Annotated in this window: 19 protein-coding genes, 1 tRNA gene and 3 riboswitches; of the genes, 14 read left to right on the top strand and 6 right to left on the bottom strand. The window is 61.4% G+C overall.

The window, feature by feature from the left end:
- Position 1 precedes the first annotated feature (1 nt).
- The 4 genes from B0G73_RS29810 to B0G73_RS29795 are packed head-to-tail and all read left to right on the top strand — an operon-like array spanning position 2 to position 3183.
- Positions 2 to 1048, top strand: coding sequence for an aromatic ring-hydroxylating dioxygenase subunit alpha (locus B0G73_RS29810; protein WP_106284758.1), 1047 nt, complete (start codon positions 2 to 4; stop codon positions 1046 to 1048).
- Positions 1045 to 1746, top strand: a complete 702-nt coding sequence (locus B0G73_RS29805; RefSeq protein WP_106284757.1) for a class I SAM-dependent methyltransferase — start codon at positions 1045 to 1047, stop codon at positions 1744 to 1746. The genes B0G73_RS29810 and B0G73_RS29805 overlap by 4 nt, the downstream gene beginning before the upstream one ends.
- A gap of 46 nt (positions 1747 to 1792) precedes the next feature.
- Positions 1793 to 2371: a methyltransferase domain-containing protein gene (locus B0G73_RS29800; RefSeq protein ID WP_106284756.1), complete on the top strand. Its 579-nt coding sequence runs from the start codon at positions 1793 to 1795 to the stop codon at positions 2369 to 2371.
- Positions 2372 to 2379: 8 nt separating this feature from the next.
- Positions 2380 to 3183: a phytanoyl-CoA dioxygenase family protein gene (locus B0G73_RS29795; protein WP_106284755.1), complete on the top strand. Its 804-nt coding sequence runs from the start codon at positions 2380 to 2382 to the stop codon at positions 3181 to 3183.
- A gap of 60 nt (positions 3184 to 3243) precedes the next feature.
- Here B0G73_RS29795 and B0G73_RS29790 read toward each other — a convergent pair whose 3' ends face one another.
- Positions 3244 to 4218, bottom strand: coding sequence for a transporter (locus B0G73_RS29790; protein ID WP_258193820.1), 975 nt, complete (start codon positions 4216 to 4218; stop codon positions 3244 to 3246).
- Positions 4219 to 5170: 952 nt separating this feature from the next.
- On the opposite strand from B0G73_RS29790, the gene B0G73_RS29785 reads away from it, so the two are divergent.
- Positions 5171 to 6238 (top strand): HAD family phosphatase, encoded by a 1068-nt coding sequence (locus B0G73_RS29785; RefSeq protein WP_106284753.1) that lies wholly within the window; start codon positions 5171 to 5173, stop codon positions 6236 to 6238.
- A gap of 69 nt (positions 6239 to 6307) precedes the next feature.
- Here the strand turns inward: B0G73_RS29785 and B0G73_RS29780 are convergent, their stop codons facing one another.
- The 3 genes from B0G73_RS29780 to B0G73_RS29765 form a co-directional block, all read right to left on the bottom strand.
- Positions 6308 to 7318 carry a sodium:calcium antiporter gene (locus B0G73_RS29780; RefSeq protein ID WP_106284752.1) on the bottom strand — a complete coding sequence of 337 codons (1011 nt, stop codon included), beginning with the start codon at positions 7316 to 7318 and terminating at the stop codon, positions 6308 to 6310.
- A gap of 100 nt (positions 7319 to 7418) precedes the next feature.
- A riboswitch (yybP-ykoY riboswitch) is annotated at positions 7419 to 7590 on the bottom strand.
- Positions 7591 to 7685: 95 nt separating this feature from the next.
- A complete protein-coding gene (locus B0G73_RS29775) occupies positions 7686 to 8207 on the bottom strand; it encodes an outer membrane protein (RefSeq protein WP_106284751.1) in 522 nt (173 codons plus the stop codon).
- Positions 8208 to 8589: 382 nt separating this feature from the next.
- Positions 8590 to 8665, bottom strand: a tRNA-Arg gene (locus B0G73_RS29765).
- A 274-nt stretch (positions 8666 to 8939) separates the two neighbouring features.
- Here B0G73_RS29765 and B0G73_RS29760 point away from each other — a divergent pair.
- Positions 8940 to 9842: a cytochrome c5 family protein gene (locus B0G73_RS29760; protein ID WP_106284749.1), complete on the top strand. Its 903-nt coding sequence runs from the start codon at positions 8940 to 8942 to the stop codon at positions 9840 to 9842.
- Positions 9843 to 9963: 121 nt separating this feature from the next.
- Here B0G73_RS29760 and B0G73_RS29755 read toward each other — a convergent pair whose 3' ends face one another.
- Positions 9964 to 12054 (bottom strand): UvrD-helicase domain-containing protein, encoded by a 2091-nt coding sequence (locus B0G73_RS29755; protein ID WP_106284748.1) that lies wholly within the window; start codon positions 12052 to 12054, stop codon positions 9964 to 9966.
- Positions 12055 to 12359: 305 nt separating this feature from the next.
- Between B0G73_RS29755 and B0G73_RS29750 the strand changes: the two genes are divergently transcribed.
- The 8 genes from B0G73_RS29750 (at position 12360) to B0G73_RS29715 (ending at position 23778) form a co-directional block, all read left to right on the top strand.
- Positions 12360 to 13409, top strand: a complete 1050-nt coding sequence (locus B0G73_RS29750) for an oxidoreductase (RefSeq protein WP_106284747.1) — start codon at positions 12360 to 12362, stop codon at positions 13407 to 13409.
- A 197-nt stretch (positions 13410 to 13606) separates the two neighbouring features.
- Positions 13607 to 13957, top strand: coding sequence for a hypothetical protein (locus B0G73_RS29745; protein WP_106284746.1), 351 nt, complete (start codon positions 13607 to 13609; stop codon positions 13955 to 13957).
- 154 nt (positions 13958 to 14111) lie between these two features.
- A riboswitch (glycine riboswitch) is annotated at positions 14112 to 14213 on the top strand.
- Between the two features lie 32 nt (positions 14214 to 14245).
- Positions 14246 to 14405, top strand: a riboswitch (glycine riboswitch).
- Positions 14406 to 14485: 80 nt separating this feature from the next.
- Positions 14486 to 15604 (top strand): glycine cleavage system aminomethyltransferase GcvT, encoded by a 1119-nt coding sequence (gcvT, locus tag B0G73_RS29740; protein WP_106284745.1) that lies wholly within the window; start codon positions 14486 to 14488, stop codon positions 15602 to 15604.
- Positions 15605 to 15667: 63 nt separating this feature from the next.
- Complete coding sequence (gene gcvH, locus B0G73_RS29735) at positions 15668 to 16048, top strand: glycine cleavage system protein GcvH (RefSeq protein ID WP_106284744.1); 381 nt, start codon at positions 15668 to 15670, stop codon at positions 16046 to 16048.
- 77 nt (positions 16049 to 16125) lie between these two features.
- Positions 16126 to 19062, top strand: coding sequence for an aminomethyl-transferring glycine dehydrogenase (gene gcvP, locus B0G73_RS29730; RefSeq protein WP_106284743.1), 2937 nt, complete (start codon positions 16126 to 16128; stop codon positions 19060 to 19062).
- 141 nt (positions 19063 to 19203) lie between these two features.
- On the top strand, positions 19204 to 20334 hold the full coding sequence (locus tag B0G73_RS29725) for an alginate lyase family protein (RefSeq protein WP_106284742.1): 1131 nt from the start codon (positions 19204 to 19206) through the stop codon (positions 20332 to 20334).
- 30 nt (positions 20335 to 20364) lie between these two features.
- Positions 20365 to 21753, top strand: a complete 1389-nt coding sequence (locus tag B0G73_RS29720; RefSeq protein ID WP_106284741.1) for an L-serine ammonia-lyase — start codon at positions 20365 to 20367, stop codon at positions 21751 to 21753.
- Between the two features lie 300 nt (positions 21754 to 22053).
- Positions 22054 to 23778 (top strand): thiamine pyrophosphate-binding protein, encoded by a 1725-nt coding sequence (locus tag B0G73_RS29715; RefSeq protein WP_106284740.1) that lies wholly within the window; start codon positions 22054 to 22056, stop codon positions 23776 to 23778.
- Positions 23779 to 23902: 124 nt separating this feature from the next.
- Here B0G73_RS29715 and B0G73_RS29710 read toward each other — a convergent pair.
- Positions 23903 to 24255, bottom strand: a 353-nt coding sequence (locus tag B0G73_RS29710) for a transposase (protein WP_146144249.1), incomplete at its 5' end; no start/stop codon positions are given.

Raw genomic sequence — 24255 nt, 5'->3', positions numbered from 1 at the left:
TATGAACCTCGACCAGATTCTGTTCGAGCGCTACTGGCACCTTGCGTGCCATCGCCGTGAACTGTCTAACGACGGTGACTTCATCAAGTTCAACTGCGTGCTCGGCGAGATCGTGCTGTTCAACGACGGCGGCGAGATCGTCGCGTTCGACAACAAGTGCCCACATCGCGGCGCTCGCCTGTATGTCGACTCGCACGGCAACCGGCCAGCGACCTGCGGCTATCACGGCTGGACTTACAAGAACGGCACGATCATCGTGCCCGAGAAAGAACGCTTCAAGTCGTGTGATATCGCGAAGGCGCGCTTCAACACCTTCCAGATCGACTGGTGCGGGGATTTCGTCTTTTTCGCGATTACGCCGCGTGTTGGCCTGTATGAGCAGTTGGGCAAGACCGCGGGAATTCTTGAGAACATTTCGTTCAACATCGATCGCCGGATCGATCTGAACCGCTACGACTACGAGTGCTATTGGCCACTGGTCATCGAAAATGCCTTGGAGCCGTATCACATCCCGGCTGTGCATGCCGATACGCTCGCCACGCTGCAACTGGGCGACGGGGAAAACATCCTCGACGGTGCCAACTCCATCTGGTATGCGCCGGTAGGGGCAGCGCGCCTGGCTAAGCAATTGTCGACGCTGCGCAATCTATTCAACATCGACTATCAGTACGAGGGATATATGAGCATCTATATCTTCCCGTTCACGATGATTTCGTCGACCTATGGTTACTCATACTCCCTGCAAAATTTCTTTCCCGCGGCGCACGATGAGAACCGAACACGATTTACCAGCCGCGTGTACGCATCGAGCACGACCAGTGAGAAAGCTGCGCGCGCGCTCGACTCATTTTTCGAGTCGACCGTGCGGATGAACCGGCAGGTGTTCGATGAGGATCACGAGGTCTGCAAGCTGCTTCCCCGAGACTCGTGGTCGATGGAGCCGCTCAAATTTGCATCCGATCTGGAATCGAAAATTCTTCATTTCAGGCAGGCATACCGCGAAAGCATTTGTGTACAACTCGCCAATCATCAACTTTTGAAATCATGACCAATACTGACGGCAAGACCTATCGCCCTTCAAAAATGATTCACATCCGCCCCACTCACCTGCTGTCGATCCCGGATGATTTTGAAGAAGAAATCAAGTTCTTCATGCCACCAGCGCAAGGCGCCGGCTCGCTTACGACGATCGAGTCGGTGATGCTCCTGAAACTTCTGCGATGCGTCGAACCAGCATTCATATTCGAATTTGGCACATATAAGGGTTATACGACGCGCCTGTTGCTGGAGAATCTTCCGGAAAGCAGTGTCGAAGGCAAACGGATTTATACCCTTGACCTGCCAGAGATCGACAACGTCGCTTTTCAAGGAGGCGACAAACACCTCGCATTAGAGGCGCTAAACTTTAAACGAAAATACCTTGGTTCAAACAGAAAAAATCTGGTTAAACAGATTTTTCAGGATTCGATGACGCTTGATGCAACACAGTACGCCAAGAAATTCCAATATATTTTTGTCGATGCGAACCACGAAGTCAGCTACGTCAAAAAGGACACCGAAAATTCTCTAGAGATGCTCGCGGATTCGCCTAGTTGCATCATATGGCATGACTACGGAAACCGCGAATTCCCGGAGTTGACGCAATATCTTGACGATCTTGCCTCCGATCTGACGCTTTACCACATCGAAGGCACGATGCTCGTGTTTCATATGAAGGGCGTCGAAGTTCCGGTTCGGAAACCCTGAACCATCGCGTCTTTATAATTGCGACAACACTGAAGCGGGAATTACTATGGCCGTTCCATCCGAATTCGATAACAGCACCTTTTCATTGGCGCGGGACCATCTCGCCGCGTTTGTTAAAAAAACTGCCGCCAAACTCAGCGGTCAGAGCGGGCGCCTGCTTGAAGTCGGCCCTCAGGAACGTTTATTGGTCAGGGAGACCTTTAATAACTTCTCGGTCGACACATTTGACGTAGTTGACGATTATAAACCAACAATTGTCGGCGATATCACAAAGCATAATTCAACCATTGGCGACAGCGCGTACGATTGCATTGTTTGCATGGAGGTCATCGAACACACGGTGAATCCATTCGATACGATCAAGGAAATCAGAAGAATTCTGAAACACGAAGGATTTCTGCTGATTTCGGCGCCGCTCAACTGGCGCATTCACGGCCCGAGCCCGGATTGCTGGCGCATCACGGAACATGGCTGGAATGCTCTGCTGCGTGACTTCGATATTCTCGAGATCGATATCCTGGAATCGCCTGGCCGGGAACTGTTTCCCATCAGATACAACGTGCTCGCCAAGTGCAACAAATTCAAGAACACGCAAGACAGCGAACTGACGTTCCGATTCATTTAGTCTTCGACATGAAAAACACCCTGGCATCCGTTGAGGCGGTCATCGATCAGATCGCTTCGAAGACGTTCAATCCAGACGTCTTCAAAGAGACCGGCGTATTCGTGATGCGCGACGCTATTCCGCAGTCTGTCGTGCAGGAATGGCAAGCCGAGTGGCAGGCGTTTTACGACGCGCAGTTGGCCGAAGGCCGCGACGTCAACAAGGCGAATCCGGTTTCGCTCACCGAGCAACTGCCGCCGAAGCTGGCCTCCATGTACAAGGAGCCGGTCTTTGCCGAGACGTTCAAGCAGATCTTCGGAGATCACGTCGCGCTGTACAACCATCGCTTCGTGATCAAGGACAGATTCAGTTCGAACAGAGTGTTCCTGCACCAGGACAGTTGCTATCACCTCGGCAACCTGAACAAATGCAGCATGTTCGTGCCGCTCAGCATCGTCAACGCGGACAACGGCGGCATGTCGTTTTACGCGGGCTCGCACAAACTCGGCGTGCTCGGCGATGCCGGCGAGATCAATCCGGACAGCTTCGAGTTCAAGTGGCCAAAGGTCACGCCGGAACTGAATCCGGGCGACTTTGTGATCATGAACAGCGCGCTATGGCACGAGTCCGGCCCGAATGTGTCGGGTATCAACCGCATCATGGCCGACACCATCGTGCAGCCGGCGGACGATCCGACCGGCAAGGATCTGCTGTGCGGCGAATGGCAAACGGATATTTTCTATTCGCCGACCAACTACATTCGCTACTTCGTCAATTCGCGCGTGTTAAAGCTCATCAAGTATGAGAAAGAGCGCGCGGCCGCTGCGGTGTAATCGTGGGCTTGCTGCGCGCAGCGCAGCAGCGCACCTTGTTTGCACTTTTCGCTACATGCGTTACTGAAACGTCGCATTAACCGACAATTGCACCGCGTTACCCTTCGGCCGATTGCTGGTGTTGAATTCGTTGACCCAGCGCAGCGCAGCCGAAATGGGGGTCTTCTGCACCTTGCCCGACCACGTGATCATTGGCCCGAGCCCCACGGAATGACCCTGGTCGCCGCCGACAATGTCCGCAATGCCGCCGCTGTCATGGCCGATCTGCTGGATATAGCCGCCCACCACGCCGACGCCCCAGCCGCTGCTGAAGCGCTTGAGCACGAGCAGATCGAGCACGCTGACTGGCGCGTTGTGATAGTGGGTGTCCTTATTGGGCGTATAGAACTCGAGGCCGTAATTCAACGACAGTTCGATGTTCTCCTTCGGCAGCAATTTCGTATAGGCGATTGTCGGTGTGAAGGTCCACGTGTTCTGTCCGGCATTCGCGAGCCGGTTCGAGTTGTACGCACCGGTCGGCGCGTAGATCTGCACGCTCAACGCGACGTGGTCGGTCTTGGTCAGGTGATAGCCGGCAATGACTGGCGTAAAGAAGAAATCGGCGAACTGCGTGCCGTGGTCGTTCGGCAAGCGACCATGAAACGACGAGATGTTCGTGTACTGAACCGGCACCCCGAACGACGACGCGAAGTTCCAGCCGCCCACGGTAATCCCCCACGTCTTGACTGCGGCGAGGATCGTGTATTCGGCCTTCGCATTGACGCCTTGCGTGACCTGTCCGGCAATCGGAATCGACTTGCTCGCGCTTAGCGAGCCTTCGTAATAGATCGTGGCGGCCGACACGATCCAGTCGCTGGTGGGCGGCACGATGCCACCGTACGGCGTCACCTGCTGGCCGGTGATCGGACGGCCTATGCCGCCTTCCGTCGCCCACGCCGTCTGGGAGAGACTCACGCCGACGGTGGTCAGAAGCGCGCCTTTGCACAATCCGGCAACGAGCCGACCGGCTGCCAACAAACAGTTAGGTTGACTCATAATTGTCCTCATCGAATGGATGTTCGGCATTCTCACTCTTCCGGCACCGCATCTGGGCAGCCTGCGTCCGCAAGCCACACTGCGCGCTTGTGCGCAGGCATCAGGCTTCGCGCACAATTGGCGACGCGACCGACGCCAGCACGGCCGTCGTCACCCATGTCGCCGCCTTCCTGTGCATGTCGATGTCCGGGTCGTCCATGCGCGCCTCAGCGCTCTGCGGCGTGGAAACATCCAGCTGTGGTCGAGCACGGTGTCGAACACGTTCGGCGCGTAGTGGTTATGGATGTTGAATGGGACGGCAAGATTGAGCGAGTGATTAACTTTATTGACGTCGGCGGCGGATGCCTGAGCCAAGGCCCGTGACCGCACGAACGCAGCGGCGTTTAACGTCCTCATCCGAAACGCGCAACGGTAACCCATTATCGAGCCTTGTATTATGGGTATTTCTTCCAGGCGTGCACCCACCTTTCCCCGACGAAAAAATCATTTCAAAGGAACGGCGTTCGGGTGACGGATTCAAGTTCAATTCATCTCGCGCGTGTTTGCGAATTCGGACACCTACGCGCGGCCGGACGCCACATCGCGCAATGAAGCGCGTTATATCACTCGAACAATCTAGAAAGGTGGCGCAGCTGAGTACGGGCTTGCATGAACGGTCCTTGAAACGAGAGACGCCGCATCAAACGAAGCATGCGGAAAGGAGAAGATTCACCACGCTTGTATCGTTAGGAATACTAGCAACGATTTCTGCAATCACGGAGATAAATTTGTAACACGGCAGAAGCCAGGTCAGTCGCGACCGGCTTGCCCGCTTATTCAATCGGCATTGTGTTTTGCCGAGGCAGGCTCAAGCCTCAATGTCGAAAAAATCCCACAACGGCTGCAATAAACCCTTTGGCCCATTAGACTGGCGCTCGCTTGAGTTCGTCCCACCGCTTTCGATGAGGCTTTCATGATTCGCACGCTGCACCGGTACTGCATCGCCTTCACCGTTGTCCTTCTTTGTGCCTGTTCCGTGACGCCGCGACAGGACGGGGTGTCGCAGGCCGGCGCATCGACGGCCGCCGCGTTGGCGTCGTGGAATGACACGAAGACCAAACACTCGATTGTCGACTTCGTGACGCTCGTGACTACGCCCGAGTCCAAGGACTTCATCCCGCGTGCCGACCGGATCGCCGTATTCGATAACGACGGCACACTGTGGCCCGAGCAGCCCGCTTCGGTGCAATTGGTGTTCGCGCTGCAACGTGTGAAGACGGTGGCCGGACGGCATCCGGAATGGATGCGTCAGGAGCCGTTTCGCTCGATCCTCAAAGGCAATCTCAAGAGTGTGGCGGCAAGCGGCGACAGCGGCTCGATGCGGGTGTTGGCGGCGGCCCACGCCGGCATGACGGGCGATCAGTTCGCCGCACTCGTGCGCGAATGGTTCGATTCCGCGGCTGACCCGCACTTCAACCGGCCCTACGCCGATCTCGCGTATCAGCCCATGCTCGAGTTGCTTGCCTATCTGCGCGCCAACGGCTTCAAGAGCTATCTGGTGACGGGCGGCGACGCCGAGTTCGCCCGCGACGTCGCCCAACGCATGTACGGCATTCCGCCCGAGCAGGTGATCGGCAGCACCGTTAAGTATCGGTATGGCCAGAGCAACGGTGCTGTCTCGCTGACGCGCCTCGCGCAAGTCGACACGCTGGTCGACGGCTCGGCCAAACCGCTCGCCATCGAGCGCGTGATCGGCAGACGTCCGGTGATCGCGTTCGGTAACGCGGATGGGGACGGGCCAATGCTCGAATGGACCTCGGCAGGCGATGGCCCGCGCCTCGCCGCGCTCGTGCATCACACGGACGCGGATCGCGAATACGCATACGACCGCACGGCGAAGAGCGGCAAACTCGACAAAGGTCTGGACGAGGCCGGCGCGAAAGGCTGGCTTGTCGTCGATATGAAAGATGACTGGAGAGTCGTGTTCAAGCCGGACGGCGCGACAGCGACCGCAGCGCCGACAACGGCCCGGCCGAACTGAACCTGAAACTCAGAAGGCCGTGGGGCGAGCGGCCTTCTGCGACTGATTCAACTGTCGTCGGCGGCTCGTCTAGCGGCTCAGCGTAATCGCCAGATACGTGGCATAGAGCACGCCGCAAATCAGTAACGCCCACACCGGCACGCCGCGCTCACGCACATTGATCCGCAGCCACGCCGCGGCGGCGAGCGTGATCACGATGCCGGTCACCACTTCGATACGCGGCACCCACGGCGTCAGCAGGATACCGATTGCTGGCAGCAAGGTGCCCTGAAACACCATCGCACCGGTGATGTTGCCGAACGCCAACGTGTCCTTGCCGCGGCGAATCCAGAGAATGCTGTTGACCTTCTCGGGCAGCTCGGTCGCGATCGGAATGATCAGTAGCGAGAGCAGCAGCGGCGACACGCCGAGCGCCTGCGAGACACCGCGCACACCATGGATGAAGCCTTCCGCGCCCCACACCAGCAACGCGACGGCGAGCGCCAGTTGCACCACGATGGTCGCGAGGTTGGTCGGCACGCCGAGGCGCGAGATCAGCATCTTGCCCGGCGCTTCAGTGCCGTGGCCGGCATCGACCAGATCATTCGATGCACGGAAGGTCATCACCACGTAGGTGACGTACACGCCGACCAGCGCCACGCTGAAGAGCGCGCGCACGATCATTTGCTCATGCGGCACGTACATCGCCGCAGCGGCCAGCACGAACGCGCACAGGAAATAGTTGAGGTCGCGCGTGAAACCCGTACGCTCCGGCGCGACCCAGCCGCGCGCGCCCCGCGAGCCGACAATCGCGAGCGTCATGAGGAAGGTGGAGAGGGTGGAGAGCATCAGTGGTGCACCGAGAATCGCGCCGACGCCGATTTCCTGGTTGACCACGTTATCGGTCGTGCCGCCGGCGATCGCGAGCAGCGGTACGAGCGTCTCGGGCAACGCCGTGCCGACGGCGGCGAATAGTGAACCCGTCACGCCTTCGGAAATCTTGAGGCGTTCGCCCAGATGCTCGAGTGCATTGGTGAAGAGCTCGGCCGCCACCAGAATGACGACCAGCATGATGGCAAGTTCGAACAGGAGACCGGTCATGCGCGGCGCTCCGCGGACAGACAGAAGCAGAGACGCGGCGAACGGACGAGAGGGGAGACTTGCTGGATGCGACGATTTTTCACAGGGCAACTCCGCGGTCGGACGTAGATGACTAACCAATGACGCACCGCCGCCCGTCCGACCAGAACGAGGCAGTGCGTCAATGGTCTCGCCAAACCGACCCGGTCGAACGCGCCATGACCCGCAGGCCAAGTATGTTGACGCGCTCTCCTTCAAAGGATGAAGGAAGGCTACTCCCCAGTGACCGGGGCATTCTAACGGCAGGGGGCGCTTTCAACAACCTTGTTGCGGGGAAGGCGGTTGTTCGAGTCCGATCGGTTAGTCGCGCAGTTGCGAATCCAGCACGTTAGTTGAAGTGATATTGCACACCGATGGTGAAGCTGTTATTCGTTCTTCGGGTGCCGTCGTGATTGCTGGTGTCGGTTGTCCATTCGCCCACCGCGCTCACGTGTTTAGCGAATTTATATTCGACGCCTAAACCCCAGTGAGGACGGATGTTCGGCCAATCCGTTGTCAATCCAATACGGACATAGGGCATGAACTGATTGAACGGCATGCCGAATTTCGCATCGATTCCGCCGTCTTTATAGGTTGTCGAGCCATGATGCAGATCGGCAAAAACTTCGGCGCCTGCGACGAAACGGTCGACGTCAAAGTTATATCCCGCCGTGAAACCGGGAAAAACCGTGGCGTGCGATGCTTTACTGTGAACGCCTGAGGCATCGGAGGTATTCACACCCAATTTGAAACCCACATAGGGACCGGCAAACTCGCTTGCACCTGTTTGAGGCGCCACCGATTGCGCGTGGACGAGATTGGATAGCATCATGATCGATGCGGTTAAAATCAGCCGGGTTATTTTGTACATGACCTGCAATAAAACGATCGGCGCGCGGATAGATCGCGACACCTTTATTAATCAGTGAAGCGATGTCGAATGCCGCTTCGGGGATATTCACGCGATGCAATTTGCATGAACAAGCCATGCTAATTAAGAGGATAGGGTGGGGCAATGGGAAATTTCCGCATGGAGACGTTCAAACGTCCGATTCTTAGTTTCAATACAGACAAAGCGCATTTTTTTAGGATAATTCTGCAAAGCGCATGCGAGCGGACGCAGGGCGTCGAGGGACGATTATTTGCAGGAATATGGGAGTTTAGGCGGCAGTCGTCTGAACACGACATGACCGTAAAAAAACAAAAGGGCTTAGCGCATATTGCGTAAGCCCTTGAGCGAGTTCGACTCTTTTTGGTGCGCCCGGCTGGGATCGAACCAGCAACCCCTGCCTTCGGAGGGCAGTACTCTATCCATTGAGCTACGGGCGCTTCAACACGAATGCGCGGCACCAGAACGGATGCGACGCCAAAGCGAGACCGAAAGGATACCCGGTTTCCGCCATACCGTCCACCGGACGGCCTGAAGGCCGGTCTTCGCAGTCTTTCGCACAACCCGCGCGATGCGGGTAAACGCCTGCTGAACACCGCGCCGCGCCCCTCGCCGCCGCCGAAATGTTCCGTCTATAATCGTCCGTGCCTGATTAAAGAACAAGAAGTTGCCGTCACGCTGTACCGCTCACATACCCACGGAGACGAGACAAGCATGAGCGAAGCACCACACGGAGCCCCGATCAAAACCCCCGGGCAGCTCGTCGCCGCAATCATCGCCAGTTTTGCGGTACCGATCGTCATCATCGTTCTGCTAGTGATCTACGTCGACAATTCGACGCGCACCGGCGCCGGCACCGACTCCCTCTCCGAAGCCGAGGTCACCGCCCGCATCAAGCCGTTCGCCCAAGTCGACATTCGCGACGCCAACGCGCCACGCGTCTACAAGTCCGGCGAGGAAGTCTACAAGGCGGTGTGCTCCGCGTGTCACGCGTCGGGTGCGGCAGGCGCACCGAAATTCACCAATACCGCCGACTGGGCACCGCGCATCGCGCAGGGCTTCGACACGCTGCTGCACACGGCGCTCTCCGGCAAAGGCGCGATGCCCCCGCGCGGCGGCACCAGTCCGGACGACTACAGCGATTTCGAAATCGCCCGCGCGGTCGCCTACATGGCCAACAATTCCGGCGGCAGTTTCCCTGAACCGGCTCAGCCGGCAGTGGGCGCAGCAGCAGCTGCGGCATCCGGTGCTGCGGCAGCGGCGCCCGCCGGCGCTTCCGACGCGGGTGCGGCTCAGGCCGCCGCAGCGATGGCCGCCATGGCGAGCGTGCCGCAAGCGGCCGCGCCGGCAGCGGTCGGCGCGCAAAGCGCCGACGCGTCACAAGCAGGCAAGGCGTTGTATCAGCAGGTTTGCCAGGCCTGTCATGCGGCCGGCGTGTTGAACGCACCGAAGTTCGGCGACAAAGATGCCTGGGCACCCCGGCTGAAAGAGCCGATGGACACGGTCTATAACTACGCGCTGCACGGCAAGGGCGCGATGCCGCCGAAGGGCGGCTCGACAGCCTCCGACGCGGATGTGAAGGCCGCCGTCGACTACATGGTCAGCGCGGTGAAGTAAAACGCTCGCGGCGTTTGCCGCAGCACTAAAAAATCCCTGCGCCGCGTCGCCGCGCTGCAGGGATTTTTTATATCGCGGCCGGCAAACAGGCCTACGCGATCTCAACAATCTCAGCATCAGCTCAAGGCTTCTGCAACAGCGCCTTCAAACTCGCGAGCCGGTCTTTCGGCGACATCGGCGCTTCTTCGGGCGTCGGCGGCGGGGCGTCGTCGAGCAGCATTTCGGGAATGAAGCGTGACGGCTCGCACACCACCGTCTCTCGCGCGCGCTTGCGCTTCTTGCACCAGTTCAGATGCAGACTGCGCTGCGCTCGCGTGATCGCCACGTACATCAGCCGGCGCTCTTCTTCGATGCGCGCGTCGTCGATCGGCTCGTCGTCCGCACCGCCGCGATGCGGCATGATGCCTTCCTCGACGCCCACCAGAAACACGTGCGGATACTCCAGACCCTTCGACGCATGCACCGTCGACAAACGCACCGCGTCGGGATCTTCCTCGCGGCCTTCGAGCATCGACATCAGCGCGACCGTCTGGATCAGCCCGAGCAGGCTCTTGCCGGTGTCGCCGAGACCGTCGGCGGTGTCGTAGCCGGTGGCTTCATCGGCCGCGGCGCCCGTGGGCTCGGCCCTGGTGCCCTTGCGCTTGAGCCATTCCATGAACTCCAGCACGTTTTGCCACTTGGACTGCGCCTGACGTTCGTCGAACGCGTCGTACAGATAGGCTTCGTAGTGGATCGCGTCCATCAGTTCGTCGAGCAGCGTGCCGGCGGCGTCCTTCTCGGCGCGATCGGTGAGGCGCTGCATGAAATCGCAGAACACGCGCATCGGCTCGATCTGCCGCGGCGACAGACGCGCCTCGATGCCGCCCATGTACACCGCCTCGAACAGCGACACTTTGGCTTGGCCTGCGAACGAGCCGAGCGCCTCGAGCGTCGTGTTGCCGACGCCGCGTCGCGGCGTCGTGATCGCGCGGATGAACGCGGGGTCGTCGTTCGCGTTGGCGATCAGACGCAGATACGCGCAGATGTCCTTGATCTCGGCCTTGTCGAAGAAAGATTGGCCACCGGACAACACGTACGGAATCCGCTCGCGCCGCAACACCTGCTCGAAAATTCGCGCCTGAAAGTTGCCGCGATACAGGATCGCGTAGTCGCGGAAATTCGCGCGCCGCTCGAACTTGTGCGCCGACAGGCGAAACACCACGGACTCGGCCTCGTGCTCTTCGTCGTTGCATGGCGTGACGGTGATCGTGTCGCCCATGCCGTGTTCGGACCACAGCTTCTTTTCGAACAGCTTCGGATTGTTCGCGATCACGTTGTTCGCGGCGGTCAGAATGCGGACCGTCGAGCGGTAGTTCTGCTCCAGCTTGATCAGATGCAGCTTCGGAAAATCCTTGCTGAGTTGGCCGAGATTTTCGAGCGTCGCGCCGCGCCAGCCGTAGATCGCCTGATCGTCGTCGCCCACCGCCGTGAACGCCGCGCGCTTGCCGGCCAGCAGCTTCACCAGTTCGTACTGGCAGGCGTTGGTGTCCTGATACTCGTCGATCAGCAGATAGCGCAGCTTGTTCTGCCAGCGGTCGCGCACCTGCTCGTTCTTTTCGAAGAGTTCGGCGGGCAGACGGATGAGGTCGTCGAAATCGACTGCCTGATACGCGTGCAGCGTCGCCACGTAATTGCGGTAGACGATCGCGGCCTGATGTTCATCCTCGTTCGCGGCGATCGCGATCGCCTGCTCCGGCATGATCATGCCGTTTTTCCACAACGAGATGATCGACTGGATCTTGCGGATGAAGCCCTTATCCGTCGAGCCGACCTGCTCCTGGATCATGCCGAAGCAGTCATCGGAATCCATGATCGAGAACTGCGGCTTCAGGCCGACGTGCTCCGCTTCCTGCCGCAGAATCTGCACGCCAAGCGAGTGGAAGGTGCAGACCGTCAACTGGTTGACGGGCACTTTGCGGCCTTCCTTGCCAGGCGTGGTGAGGGTCTTGCCTTCGAGCAGCTTGCCCACGCGCTCGCGCATTTCCAACGCGGCCTTGTTCGTGAACGTGACGGCGGCGATGTGGCGCGGCTCGAAGCCCTTGGCCTCGATCAGGTGCGCGATCTTCTGCGTGATCACGCGCGTCTTGCCACTACCTGCGCCGGCGAGCACGAGACACGGACCGTCGAGATAACGGACCGCTTCATTTTGAGCGGGGTTCAGGCCTGCGGACATCGTCAGTGGATGGGTGTTGCGGTTGAAAGCAGCGGTTGAGGGCGTGGCGGCATATTCGCCGGAGGCCCGGGGGCATGCTGCGCAGCCCCGGCAGCTGGAACGGGCGCCCCGCGCGGTGCGCGGGTATTCCGGCCCGCTGCGGTTCGCGCGAGAGGAGCGATGTTAACACGATTGTGTTGACGGATAGCGGCGACAAACGCTCACGACGACGCTGACGGTCCACCTCCAGGACATGCCACAATTGCGGTGTTGCGCGCCGTCGCCGCGGTGGCAAAGCGGCGCGCCGTTTTTGCAGGAAGACACGCATGTCCGCATCGCTGAAGATTGGATTGATGGGTTACGGTTTCGCCGGCGCGACCTTTCATGCGCCGGTGATCGAGCACTGCGGCCGCGCGAGCGTCGCGGCCATTGCCACGAGCCAGCCCGAGCGCGCGCTCGCCGACTATCCGCACACCAAGGTGGTGGCCGACCTCGACGCGCTGCTGGCGCTGGATGAACTCGACTGCATCGTGATCGCCACGCCGAACGACACGCACTTCGACCTGGCCCGCCGCACGCTGGAAGCGGGCAAGCACGTGGTGGTGGACAAACCGGTCACGCTGAACGCCGCCGACGCGCACACGCTGGCCAACATCGCGCTCGCCCGAGGCAAACTCTTCATGCCGTTTCACAACCGTCGCTGGGACGGCGATTTTCTGACCGTGCGCGATCTGCTGGCGAGCGGCGAGTTGGGACGGATCACGCAATACGAATCGCACTTCGACCGTTTCCGGCCGGAGGTGCGCCAGCGCTGGCGCGAGGAAGCGTCGCGAGGCGGCGGCTTGCTGCTGGACCTCGGACCGCATCTGATCGACCAGGCGCTGGCGCTGTTCGGCACGCCGCAAACCGTGTCGGCAACGGTGCGCGCACATCGTGACGACGCCGGCGCACCTGACTACGTGCACATCCAGCTCGGCTACGGCGAATTCGAAGTGGTGCTGCACGCGAGCGCGCTGACGGCGCTGGTCGCGCCGCGCTTCACCCTCCACGGCACACGCGGCAGCTATATGAAATACGGGCTCGACACGCAGGAAGATCAATTGAAGGCGGGCCTGCGTCCGGGCGACGACGGCTTCGGCGCCGGCAACGCCCCGGGTGTGGTGCGCGTCGTGGAAGGCGATCAGGAAGTCGAGCGGGAGTGGCCGACGCGCAATGGCGATTACGCCGGGTTTTATGTCGCGGTGGCCGACGCGATCCAGAACGGCGTGAAATTCCCGGTGAGCGCACAGGACGCCGTCGACGTTATGACGGTTATCGAGCTTGCCGAACGAAGCTCGGAAGAAGGCGCCCGGCTGCCGTTCGAGCGGATTCGCTGACGGTTTGGTCCGCGCGGCGAAACGGCTTGTGTACCTAAAACAGCACTCGCCGTGCACGCGGCGCGGGCCCAAAACCCTGACAAGCCCAAAAGGAACATAACGTTACAAATCAGGCCGCGCCGCAGGTCAGCGCGGCCCGGTAGTCATCCGTTGCTACCAGGTAGCACCACAAAACGACAATGACTTCCGGAGTGTCCATGCCCCGTACTATCCGCGCGCTCGCCGCTTGCGCCTTGCTCAGTTCCCTCGCCGCCTGTGTGGTGGCGCCTCAACCCCAGCCGGCGCCTCGCCCCAACCCGCAACAGATCGCGGATCAGCGCCTGCATCAGGTCGAAGGCCGCATCGACAACCTCAGCCGCCGGATCGACAACCGCGTGAATCAGGGCTATTACCCGCCGCCCCAAGGCGCAGCGCTGCACCATCGCCTCGACGTGATCCGTCAGGAAGCGCACGACATGGCCGCGCAACACGGCGGCGGCCTGTCGGGCGACGAACAGCGCGTCTTGAATCAGGAACTGGACAACGCGGCACACGCTATCGGCGAGTAATCGCGCCAGAATCAAATCCGGCTTCAACGCCGAAGCAGCACGAGCGCGGGCATCACGTCCCGCGCTTTTTTTGACAAGTGCGCAGACGCTCCGTCAACCGCCGCGCGGTTCTCGGGCCTTTATTTGACAAGCCCCCGGCCCTCGCGTACATTCGCCGCACGCGTCGGGAGAGCGTGCTGGCCGCAGAAAACCGCAGGCCGCGCCGCCGAAGGGGCACACCCGCAAACTCTCAGGCAAAAGGACCGACCGCGTCGGAGAACCCGCTCTCAGGCAACATCGAGCACCGGTTTTTCGCACTCTGGAGAGCGGCAGTAGCCGTGCGCATCGCGCGTCGTAAGTGCGAGCGAATCTGGCAAGCTGCCCACCGAAGGGGCGCGCGTTTCACCGTGACACGTCAACGTGACCACGGCAACGCAATCTCTCAGGTATCGAGGACAGAGGGGCCATGCAACGCATCGCTCGCAGCTAAAAGGCCGCGAGGCGTAGCGCCGCATGGCCTTTTTTGTTTCGCGAGACGCCCGAGGCCCCATGACCGAACTCAAACACACCCCGCTCAACGCCACCCACCGTGCGCTCAATGCCCGCATGGTCGATTTCGGCGGCTGGGACATGCCTGTCAACTACGGCTCGCAGATCGACGAACACCGCGCCGTGCGCACCGACGCCGGCATGTTCGACGTCTCGCACATGTGTGTCGTCGATTTCACCGGCGAGCGCGTGCGCGCATTCTTCGAGTATGCGCTGGCGAACAACGTCGCCAAGCTGCAAACGCCGGGCCGCGCGCTGTACTCCTGCCTGCTGAACCCGAACGGCGGCGTGATCGACGATCTGATCGTCTATTACTTCGGCGAAGATCATTTCCGCGTGGTCGTCAATGCCGGCACCGCCGATAAAGACATCGCCTGGTTCGGCCAGCTCAACGCCGAAGGCAGCTTCGGCCTGACCATCACGCCGCGCCGCGATTACGCGATCGTCGCCGTGCAAGGCCCGAATGCGCGCGAAAAAGTATGGCAAACCGTGCCGGCCGCACGCGCCGCCACCGAAGCGCTCAAGCCCTTCAACGCCGCCCGCATCGAAGACACGCCGTTCGGCGAGTTGACCGTGGCCCGCACCGGCTACACCGGCGAAGACGGCTTCGAAATCATTGTCCCCGCAGATCACGTCGAAGCGTTGTGGAATGCGCTGCAAGCCCAAGGCGTGCGCCCGGCCGGTCTCGGCGCGCGCGACACGCTGCGGCTCGAAGCCGGCATGAACCTGTACGGCCAGGACATGGACGACAACGTCTCGCCACTCGACGCCGGCCTCGCCTGGACCGTCGACCTCACCTCGCCGCGCGACTTCGTCGGCAAGGGCAAGCTGGAAGCGGACGGTTCGCAGGCTGCGTTCGTCGGCTTGATTCTGCTGAAGGAAAACGGCAAGGCGGCAGGCGTGCTGCGTGCTCATCAAAAAGTCGTCACGCCGCAGGGCGAAGGCGAAATCACCAGCGGTACGTTTTCCCCGACCATGCAGGAATCCATCGCCTTTGCGCGCGTGCCGAAAGGCGTGCAGCCGGGCGACACCGTTCACGTTCAGATTCGTGACAAGAACGTACCTGCAAGCGTGGTAAAACTGCCGTTCGTGCGCAATGGCAAAGTGCTCGCGGTTTAAGCAAACCTGCGCGTGCGTCTACTTCCCACGTTACAACCGAATCACACCGCATAGGAGCATCCGATGAGCATCCCGGCCGATCTGAAATACACCGAATCGCACGAGTGGGTCCGCACCGAGGCGGACGGCACGCTGACGGTCGGCATCACCGACCACGCGCAGGAAGCGCTCGGCGACATCGTCTTCTTCGAAGTCCAGGAACTGGGCAAGACGGTCACCGCCGGCGACACCGTCGCTGTCATCGAATCGGTGAAAGCCGCTTCCGATATCTACGCGCCGGTTTCCGGCGAGATCATCGAAGCGAACACCGCCGTGGCCAACACGCCTGATTCGGTCAACTCCACGCCGTACGAAAGCTGGCTCTTCAAGATCAAGCCGGCTGCGGACGCGACGCAAGACCGTCTGATCGACGCCGACGCGTACAGCAAGTCAATCGGCGCCTGATTCACCTTTACGTTTAACCCGACAGGTGCGGCGCGTCCTTTTGAATGCCGAAGGACGCCGCACCGCCAGGAACACCCATGAAGCTCGAACACCCGGATCGTCTGATGAACCGCACTCCTCTCTCGCTCGCCGCGCTCGAAGTGCATGACGCCTTCGCCGAACGGCATATCGGCCCGGACTCGGCCGACCAGCACGCGATGCTCGAAGCCCTCGGCTTCGCATCGCGCGCCGCGCTGATCGACGCCGTCATTCCGAAGACGATCCGCCGCACCGAAACGCTGCCGCTCGGCCCCTTCGCGCAACCGAAGAGCGAAGCCGAAGCGCTCGCCGCGCTGCGCGAACTCGCGGACAAGAACCAGGTGTTCCGCTCATACATCGGGCAAGGCTATTACAACGCGCACACGCCGACGGTGATCCTGCGTAACGTGCTGGAAAATCCGGCGTGGTACACCGCGTACACGCCGTATCAGCCGGAAATTTCGCAAGGCCGTCTAGAGGCGCTGCTGAACTTCCAGCAGATGATCGTCGACCTGACGGGCCTGGCGATCTCGAACGCGTCACTGCTCGACGAAGCCACGGCTGCCGCTGAAGCGATGACGCTGCTGCAACGCATCGGCAAGCCGAAGTCGAACGTGTTCTACGTGGCCGACGACGTGCTGCCGCAAACCATCGAAGTGGTAAAGACGCGCGCCACGCCGGTCGGCATCGAAGTGAAAGTGGGCCCGGCCGCGGAAGCCGCGGATGCAAATGCGTTCGGCGTGCTGCTGCAATATCCGGGCGTGAACGGCGACGTGCGCGACTACCGCGCGCTCACCGAAGCGATCCACGCAGCGGGCGGCCACGTGGTGGTCGCCGCCGATCTGCTCGCGCTGACTGTCCTCACGCCGCCGGGCGAATGGGGCGCGGACGTGGCCGTCGGCAACACGCAGCGCTTCGGCGTGCCGGTCGGCTTCGGCGGCCCGCATGCGGCTTACCTCGCCGTGCGCGACGAATTCAAGCGCCAGATGCCGGGCCGCCTCGTCGGCGTGACCGTCGACGCGCAAGGCAACCCCGCGCTGCGTCTCGCGCTGCAAACGCGCGAACAACATATCCGCCGCGAGAAGGCCACTTCGAACGTCTGCACCGCGCAAGCGCTGCTCGCGATCATGGCCAGCATGTACGCCGTTTATCACGGCCCGCACGGTTTGAAGACGATCGCATTGCGCGTGAACCGCATCGCCGTGTTGCTGGCGGAAGGCGCGAAGCAACTCGGCTACTCGCTCGCCAACGAAACGTTCTTCGACACGCTCACCTTCGAATCCGGCGCACGCACGCAAGCGCTGCACGAGGCCGCGCAAGCGAAACGCATCAACCTGCGCCGCGTGAGCGATACGCAAGTCGGCCTGTCGATCGACGAAACCACTACGCGCCGCGATCTGGCGGATCTGCTCGAAGTATTCGCGCAAGCCGCCGGCGCGAAAGACGTCCCGCAGGTCGACACGCTCGACGCGGCGATGGCTGCGTCGAATACCGCATCGGTGCCGGCCGCGCTTGAGCGCACGAGCGCGTACCTCACGCACCACGTGTTCAACCGTCATCATTCGGAAACGGAAATGCTGCGCTATTTGCGCAGCCTGTCGGACAAGGACCTCGCGCTCGACCGCTCGATGATCCCGCTCGGCTCATGCACGATGAAGCTGAACGCGACCTCGGAAATGCTGCCGGTTACATGGCCCGAATTCGGCCAGATTCATCCGTTCGCACCGGCTGAGCAAACCGTCGGCTACCGCGAAATGATCGATCAGCTCGAAGAGATGCTGGTCGCGGCCACCGGCTACGCTGCCGTGTCGCTGCAACCGAACGCCGGCTCGCAAGGCGAATACGCTGGCCTGCTGATCATCCACGCGTATCACGCGTCGCGCGGCGAAGCGCATCGTAACGTCTGCCTGATTCCCGCTTCGGCGCACGGCACGAACCCGGCGTCGGCGCAGATGGCCGGCATGCAGGTCGTCGTGGTGGCCTGCGACGCGCAAGGCAACGTCGATATCGAAGACCTGAAGAAGAAAGCCGATCAGCACGCCGACAAACTCGCGGCGATCATGATCACGTATCCGTCCACGCACGGCGTGTTCGAGCAGAACGTGCGTGAAATCTGCGAGATCGTGCACGCGCACGGCGGCCAGGTCTATGTGGACGGCGCGAACATGAACGCGATGGTCGGACTGACCGCGCCGGGCCAGTTCGGCGGCGACGTGTCGCACCTGAATCTGCACAAGACCTTCTGCATTCCGCACGGCGGCGGCGGACCGGGCGTCGGTCCGGTTGCGGTCGGCGCGCATCTCGCGCAGTTCCTGCCGAACCAGATTTCGTCGGGTTACGAACGCGCGCCGAACGGCATCGGCGCGGTATCGGGCGCTCCGTACGGCTCGGCATCGATCCTGCCGATTTCGTGGATGTACATCGCAATGATGGGCGCGAAGAACCTCACCGCCGCGACCGAAACCGCGATCCTCAACGCGAACTACGTGGCGAAGAAACTCGCGCCGCACTATCCGGTGCTGTATTCGGGCCCGGGCGGCCTGGTCGCGCACGAGTGCATTCTCGATCTGCGTCCGATCAAGGAAACCAGCGGCATCACCGTCGACGACGTCGCCAAGCGTCTCGCCGACTACGGCTTCCACGCGCCGACCATGAGCTTCCCGGTGCCGGGCACGCTGATGGTCGAGCCGACCGAATCGGAATCGAAGGAAGAACTCGACCGTTTCATTGAAGCGATGATTGCGATCCGCGAGGAAATCCGTGCAGTCGAAGAAGGCCGCTCGGATCGCGAGGACAACCCGCTGAAGCATGCGCCGCACACGGCAGCGGTGGTGATCGCGAATGACTGGAAGCACGCGTATGCGCGCGAAACCGCGGCGTATCCGCTGCCCACGCTGATCGCGAAGAAGTACTGGCCGCCGGTCGGCCGCGCGGACAACGTGTACGGCGACCGCAATCTGTTCTGCTCCTGCGTGCCGATCGCCGACTACGAGTAAGCGGGATTGCCAGTGCGCATCGCCCGTCGTCTCGAAAAAGAGGCGGCGAGGCGATGCGCGGTTCCGCTCTGAGGTTCTCTGTCGTTCGTGGCCGCAAACGGCTAACATCACACACCGAATCAGCCTAACGAGGAGTTTCGCATGGCGCGAAAGGTGCGATTGATGCAAAGCCGGACCGAAGCAACGCGAGCGCCGAATTGGCGGCAAGTCTGCACGCTGCTGTTGGCTGGCGCAGCCGTGCTGCTGCCGCTACGGCAAGCGCAGGCCGCGATGAATTTTTGCGCGGCGCCCGCGCTGCAAACCAGCGAACGCACGAACGCCGATCCCGGCGTGAAAGCGCTGGTGAGCAACGTGCAGGCCCATCTGAACGACCAGCCGCATGCGCTGGCGAAACTGCATACCGAAGGCACGCTGCCGCACGAGGGCATTTACGACCAGAGCGTCGAGGCGGAGAAAGATCTCGATCTGTTGCGCGACGCCGCGCTCGCCTGGCGCGCCACCAGCGACGACCGCTATCTCAAGCTCGTCGACCGCTTGCTGTACGCCTGGGTCACGACCTATCAACCGAGCTTCAATCCCATCGACGAAACCCGTTTCGAAGGACTGATTCTCGCGTACGACATGACGGCGAGCGCGTTGCCGGTGAAAACGCGCAATGCGTCCATGGCGTTCCTGACGAAACTCGCGAACGGCTACATCGGGCAAATCGACGCGCAGCCGCGCCCGCTCAAAGGAACGTTCAGGAACAACTGGCAGAGCCATCGGATCAAACTGATTGCCATGGCCGCGTTCACGCTCGACAACCGCAAGATGATCAACGCGGCCCAGCGTCTGTTCGTCGAGCATATCGGCGACAACATCGAGCCGGATGGTTCGACAGTCGATTTCAACGAACGCGACGCGCTGCATTACGTCACCTACGACTTGCAGCCGCTCGTGACAGCCGCGCTCGCCGCGCGTCGCCATAACCGCAACTGGTTGCCGGAGAAGGGCGCGGACGGCGCGTCGTTGCAAGCCGCGCTCAACTGGCTGGCGCCGTATGCGGCCGGCAGCAAGACGCATGAAGAATTCGTGCATTCGAGCGTTCCGTTCGATGCAAAACGTCGCGAGGCCGGCTTGCCCGGCTATTCGGGTCAGTGGGATCCGAAGAACGCGACGGAACTGTTTCACCTGGCGGCGCGCCTCGACGGGCGCTATACGCCGATCGCGCTACAGCTCGCACCGACGCCGCCCGCGTGGCTCGCCGTGTGTTTGCCGCTGCCGGCGCGGTAAATCAACTTTATCCATAGCAGGGAGCAGTAAATGGCAGTCAGCGTCTTCGACCTCTTCAAAATCGGCATTGGTCCGTCCAGTTCGCATACGGTCGGGCCGATGCGCGCGGCGCTGATGTTCGCTCAAGGGCTCGAACGCGATGGGCTGCTCGCCGCGACCGCCTCGGTGAAAGTGGAGTTGTACGGCTCGCTCGGCGCGACGGGCAAAGGGCACGGTACCGATCGCGGCGTGATGCTCGGCCTGATGGGCGATGCGCCCGATACCGTGGACCCGGACACGATAGCGCAGCGGCTCGAGGGAGTGCGCGTGTCCCGCAAGCTGGCGCTGCTCGGCACGCACGAGGTGCCGTTCGTGCAGAAGGATCACATTTCGTTTTATCGTCAGGCGCTGCCCGAGCATCCGAATGGTCTGAAGTTGCGTGCGCTCGACGCGCAAGGCGAGACATTGCGCGAGTCGACCTATCTGTCGGTGGGCGGCGGTTTCGTGGTGACGGCCGGCGCGCCGAATACGAAAGTCCTGGCCGCGGTCGATCAACTGCCGTACTCGTTTCGCAGCGGCAACGAGTTGCTCGCGCTGTGCGAATCGACCGGTAAGAGCATCGCTCAGTTGATGTGGGAAAACGAGCGCGTCTGGCATACGGAAGAAGAGACGCGCGCGGGCCTGCTGAAGATCTGGGACGTGATGCAATCGTGTGTATCACGGGGTTGCGGCATCAACAATCCGGATGCCGACGGTAACCTGCCCGGTCCATTCCAGGTGAAGCGGCGCGCGCCGCAGCTGTATCGCGCGCTGTCGGGCAATCCGGAGCTGGCGTTACGCGATCCACTGTCGATGATCGACTGGATCAATCTCTACGCGATCGCCGTCAACGAAGAAAATGCCGCCGGCGGACGTGTGGTGACGGCGCCGACCAACGGCGCAGCCGGCATTATTCCCGCCGTGCTGCATTACTACACGCGCTTCATGCCGGGTTCGAATCAGCAAGGCGTGATCGACTTCCTGATGACCGCCGCGGCGATCGGCATTCTGTACAAGCTGAACGCGTCGATTTCGGGCGCCGAAGTGGGCTGTCAGGGCGAAGTGGGCGTCGCCTGCTCGATGGCGGCGGGCGCACTCGCGGCAGTCATGGGCGGCACCCCGAAGCAGGTCGAAAACGCCGCGGAAATCGGCATGGAGCACAACCTCGGGCTGACGTGCGACCCGGTCGGCGGCATGGTGCAGATTCCGTGTATCGAGCGCAACGCGATGGCATCGGTGAAAGCGGTCAATGCCGCACGCATGGCCTTGCGCGGCGACGGCAGTCACTACGTGTCGCTCGATTCGGTGATCAAGACCATGCGCGAGACCGGCGCGGATATGAAAACCAAATACAAGGAAACGTCACGGGGCGGGTTGGCGGTGAATATCGTCGAGTGTTGAGGGCGGCGCTTCCTTGCCTCGATGCGGATGACGACGCGGGCTATGGCCCGCGTTTTTATTTGCGCGTCGCTTCTTCGCGTTCGTACATCACGTGCGGACGCCTGTGCTACGTACTGTCGCCGAAGCGGGAGAAGGCGCGTGCGCTTCTTACCTGCGCGCGGCCGCGAGCGATCCCGTAGCACGGCGCCGTGACAGCGGCGGCGCGCTCGGCGTAAGCTGTCGGAGCGCCGATCGGCTGATGTTCAGGTTGATTCGGCAATCTCATACCGCACTTACGCACTGCCTGGAGACTTCATCGCAATGTCGCAGCCGAATACTCCCGTTTCCGGTCCCGCCGCCGCTCAAACCACCGGCGCGCGTCTCGTCGTCGATGCTTTACTCACGCACGGTGTCGAACGTGTTTTCTGTGTGCCCGGCGAGAGTTTTCTCGCCGTGCTGGATTCGCTGCACGACGAAACCGAACGCATCCAGACCATTGTTTGCCGTCACGAAGCGGCCGCGGCGAATATGGCGGAGGCCGTCGGCAAATTGACGGGGCGCCCTGGTGTCGCGCTCGTCACGCGCGGGCCGGGCGCCACGCATGCATCGATCGGCGTGCACACCGCGTTTCAGGATTCCACGCCGATGATTCTGCTGATCGGCCAATGCGCGCGTGAGCATCTCGACCGCGAGGCATTTCAGGAAATCGATTATCGGCGCATGTTCGGTCAGATGGCGAAGTGGGTCGCGCAAATCGACGATCTGAAGCGCATTCCCGAGTATCTGAGCCATGCGTTTCACACGGCGACTTCGGGGCGACCCGGGCCGGTGGTCTTGTCGTTGCCCGAAGACGTGTTGAGCGACGCATGCGATGCCGTGGCCGGCGCGCCGGCTTATCAGCGCGTGGCGGCGTCACCGTCGGCGGCGCAGATCGAGAAGTTGCGCGGATTGCTCGACGGCGCGCAACGGCCGATGGTGATCGCAGGCGGCAGCGGTTGGACGCCGGCTGCGTGCGCGGACTTTCGACGCTTCGTCGAGAACTGGCAATTGCCGGTCGGCCTCGCGTTCCGGTTTCAGGACACGCTCGACAACGAGCATCCGAACTATGCCGGCGACGTCGGCCTCGGCATCAATCCCGCGCTCGCGCAACGCATTCGCGACGCCGACGTGCTACTCGCGATCGGACCGCGTTTGGGCGAAGCGACGACGAACGGCTATACGTTGCTCGACATTCCGAAAACGAAGCAGACGCTCGTGCACGTGCATCAGGGCGCGGAGGAATTGGGCCGCGTGTATGCGGCCGATCTGCCGATCGTCTCTGGCATGCCGGAGTTGGCGGCAATGCTTGCGGAGTTGGAGCCATCGTCCGAGCAACTCGCGTGGTCGGGTGCAGCGAGCGAGGCGCATCAGGCGTATCTCGACTGGCGCAAACCGCGTCAGATTCCCGGCGACGTCCAGATGGGCGAAGTGATTCAGCAGTTGCGCGCGCATCTACCGGACGACGCGATTCTCACCAACGGTGCGGGCAATTACGCGACGTGGCTGCATCGGCACTTCTCGTATCGGCATTACCGTTCGCAGCTTGCGCCGACGAGTGGCGCGATGGGCTACGGCGTGCCGGCGGCGATCGCGGCGAAGTCGATGTATCCGCAACGCGCGGTTGTGGCGCTGGCCGGCGACGGCTGCTTCATGATGGCTGCGCAAGAACTCGCGACGGCGATGCAGTACGACCTGCATGTGCTTTTCATCGTGGTGAACAACGGTCACTTCGGTACGATTCGTATGCATCAGGAGCGGCACTATCCTGGGCGGGTGCATGGCACCGGGCTCACGAATCCGGATTTCGCGGCGTTCGCGCGATCGTTCGGCGCGCATGGCGAGACGGTGGAGCGGACTGAGGACTTTCTGCCTGCGCTCAAGCGTTCAATGGAGGCGAAGTGTGCGGCGGTGATCGAGATTCGCATGCCGCAGGAGGCGAGCACGCCGGGTGCGACGTTGGAGCAGGTTAGGGAGCAGGGGAGGAAGATGCGCGGGGAGTCAGCATAAGCTAGTTGCTTAAGAGATTTCACCCAGAAAGGTTGGGCGCATGTCCAACCTTTTTGGGCACCCGTCAAGTAATTCGCAGGTTTGGAACCTGTCCGCATTTTTGTGTGCGAGGCGGTTAGCGGAGTTACCCGCGTGCGTTGGTAAAACGCTCTCCAAACAGAATAGCGAACTGGTTCATGGCGGAGGACCAGTCGAATGCCGCCCGTACAGACTTCGCCAGCACGTTGCGCAATGCCAGCCACAGTAGCTTGATGGCGGCCTCGTCGTTGGGGAAGTGACCGCGGGTCTTGATGATCTTGCGTAGTTGCATGTTCAGGCTCTCAATGGCATTCGTGGTGTAGACGACACGGCGTATGTCGGGCGGAAACACGAAGAACGGTGTGACGTTCTCCCACGCCCGTCGCCACGACTGCACGATGGTCGGATACTTCGCACCCCATGGCCCTTCGGCAAAGGCCTCCAGGGCCTGCTGCGCGG

The organism is Paraburkholderia sp. BL25I1N1, from assembly GCF_003002025.1.
Classification (GTDB): domain Bacteria; phylum Pseudomonadota; class Gammaproteobacteria; order Burkholderiales; family Burkholderiaceae; genus Paraburkholderia.
Note: the sequence above shows the minus strand (reverse complement) of the source record. Positions and strands in the feature narration are given on the sequence as shown.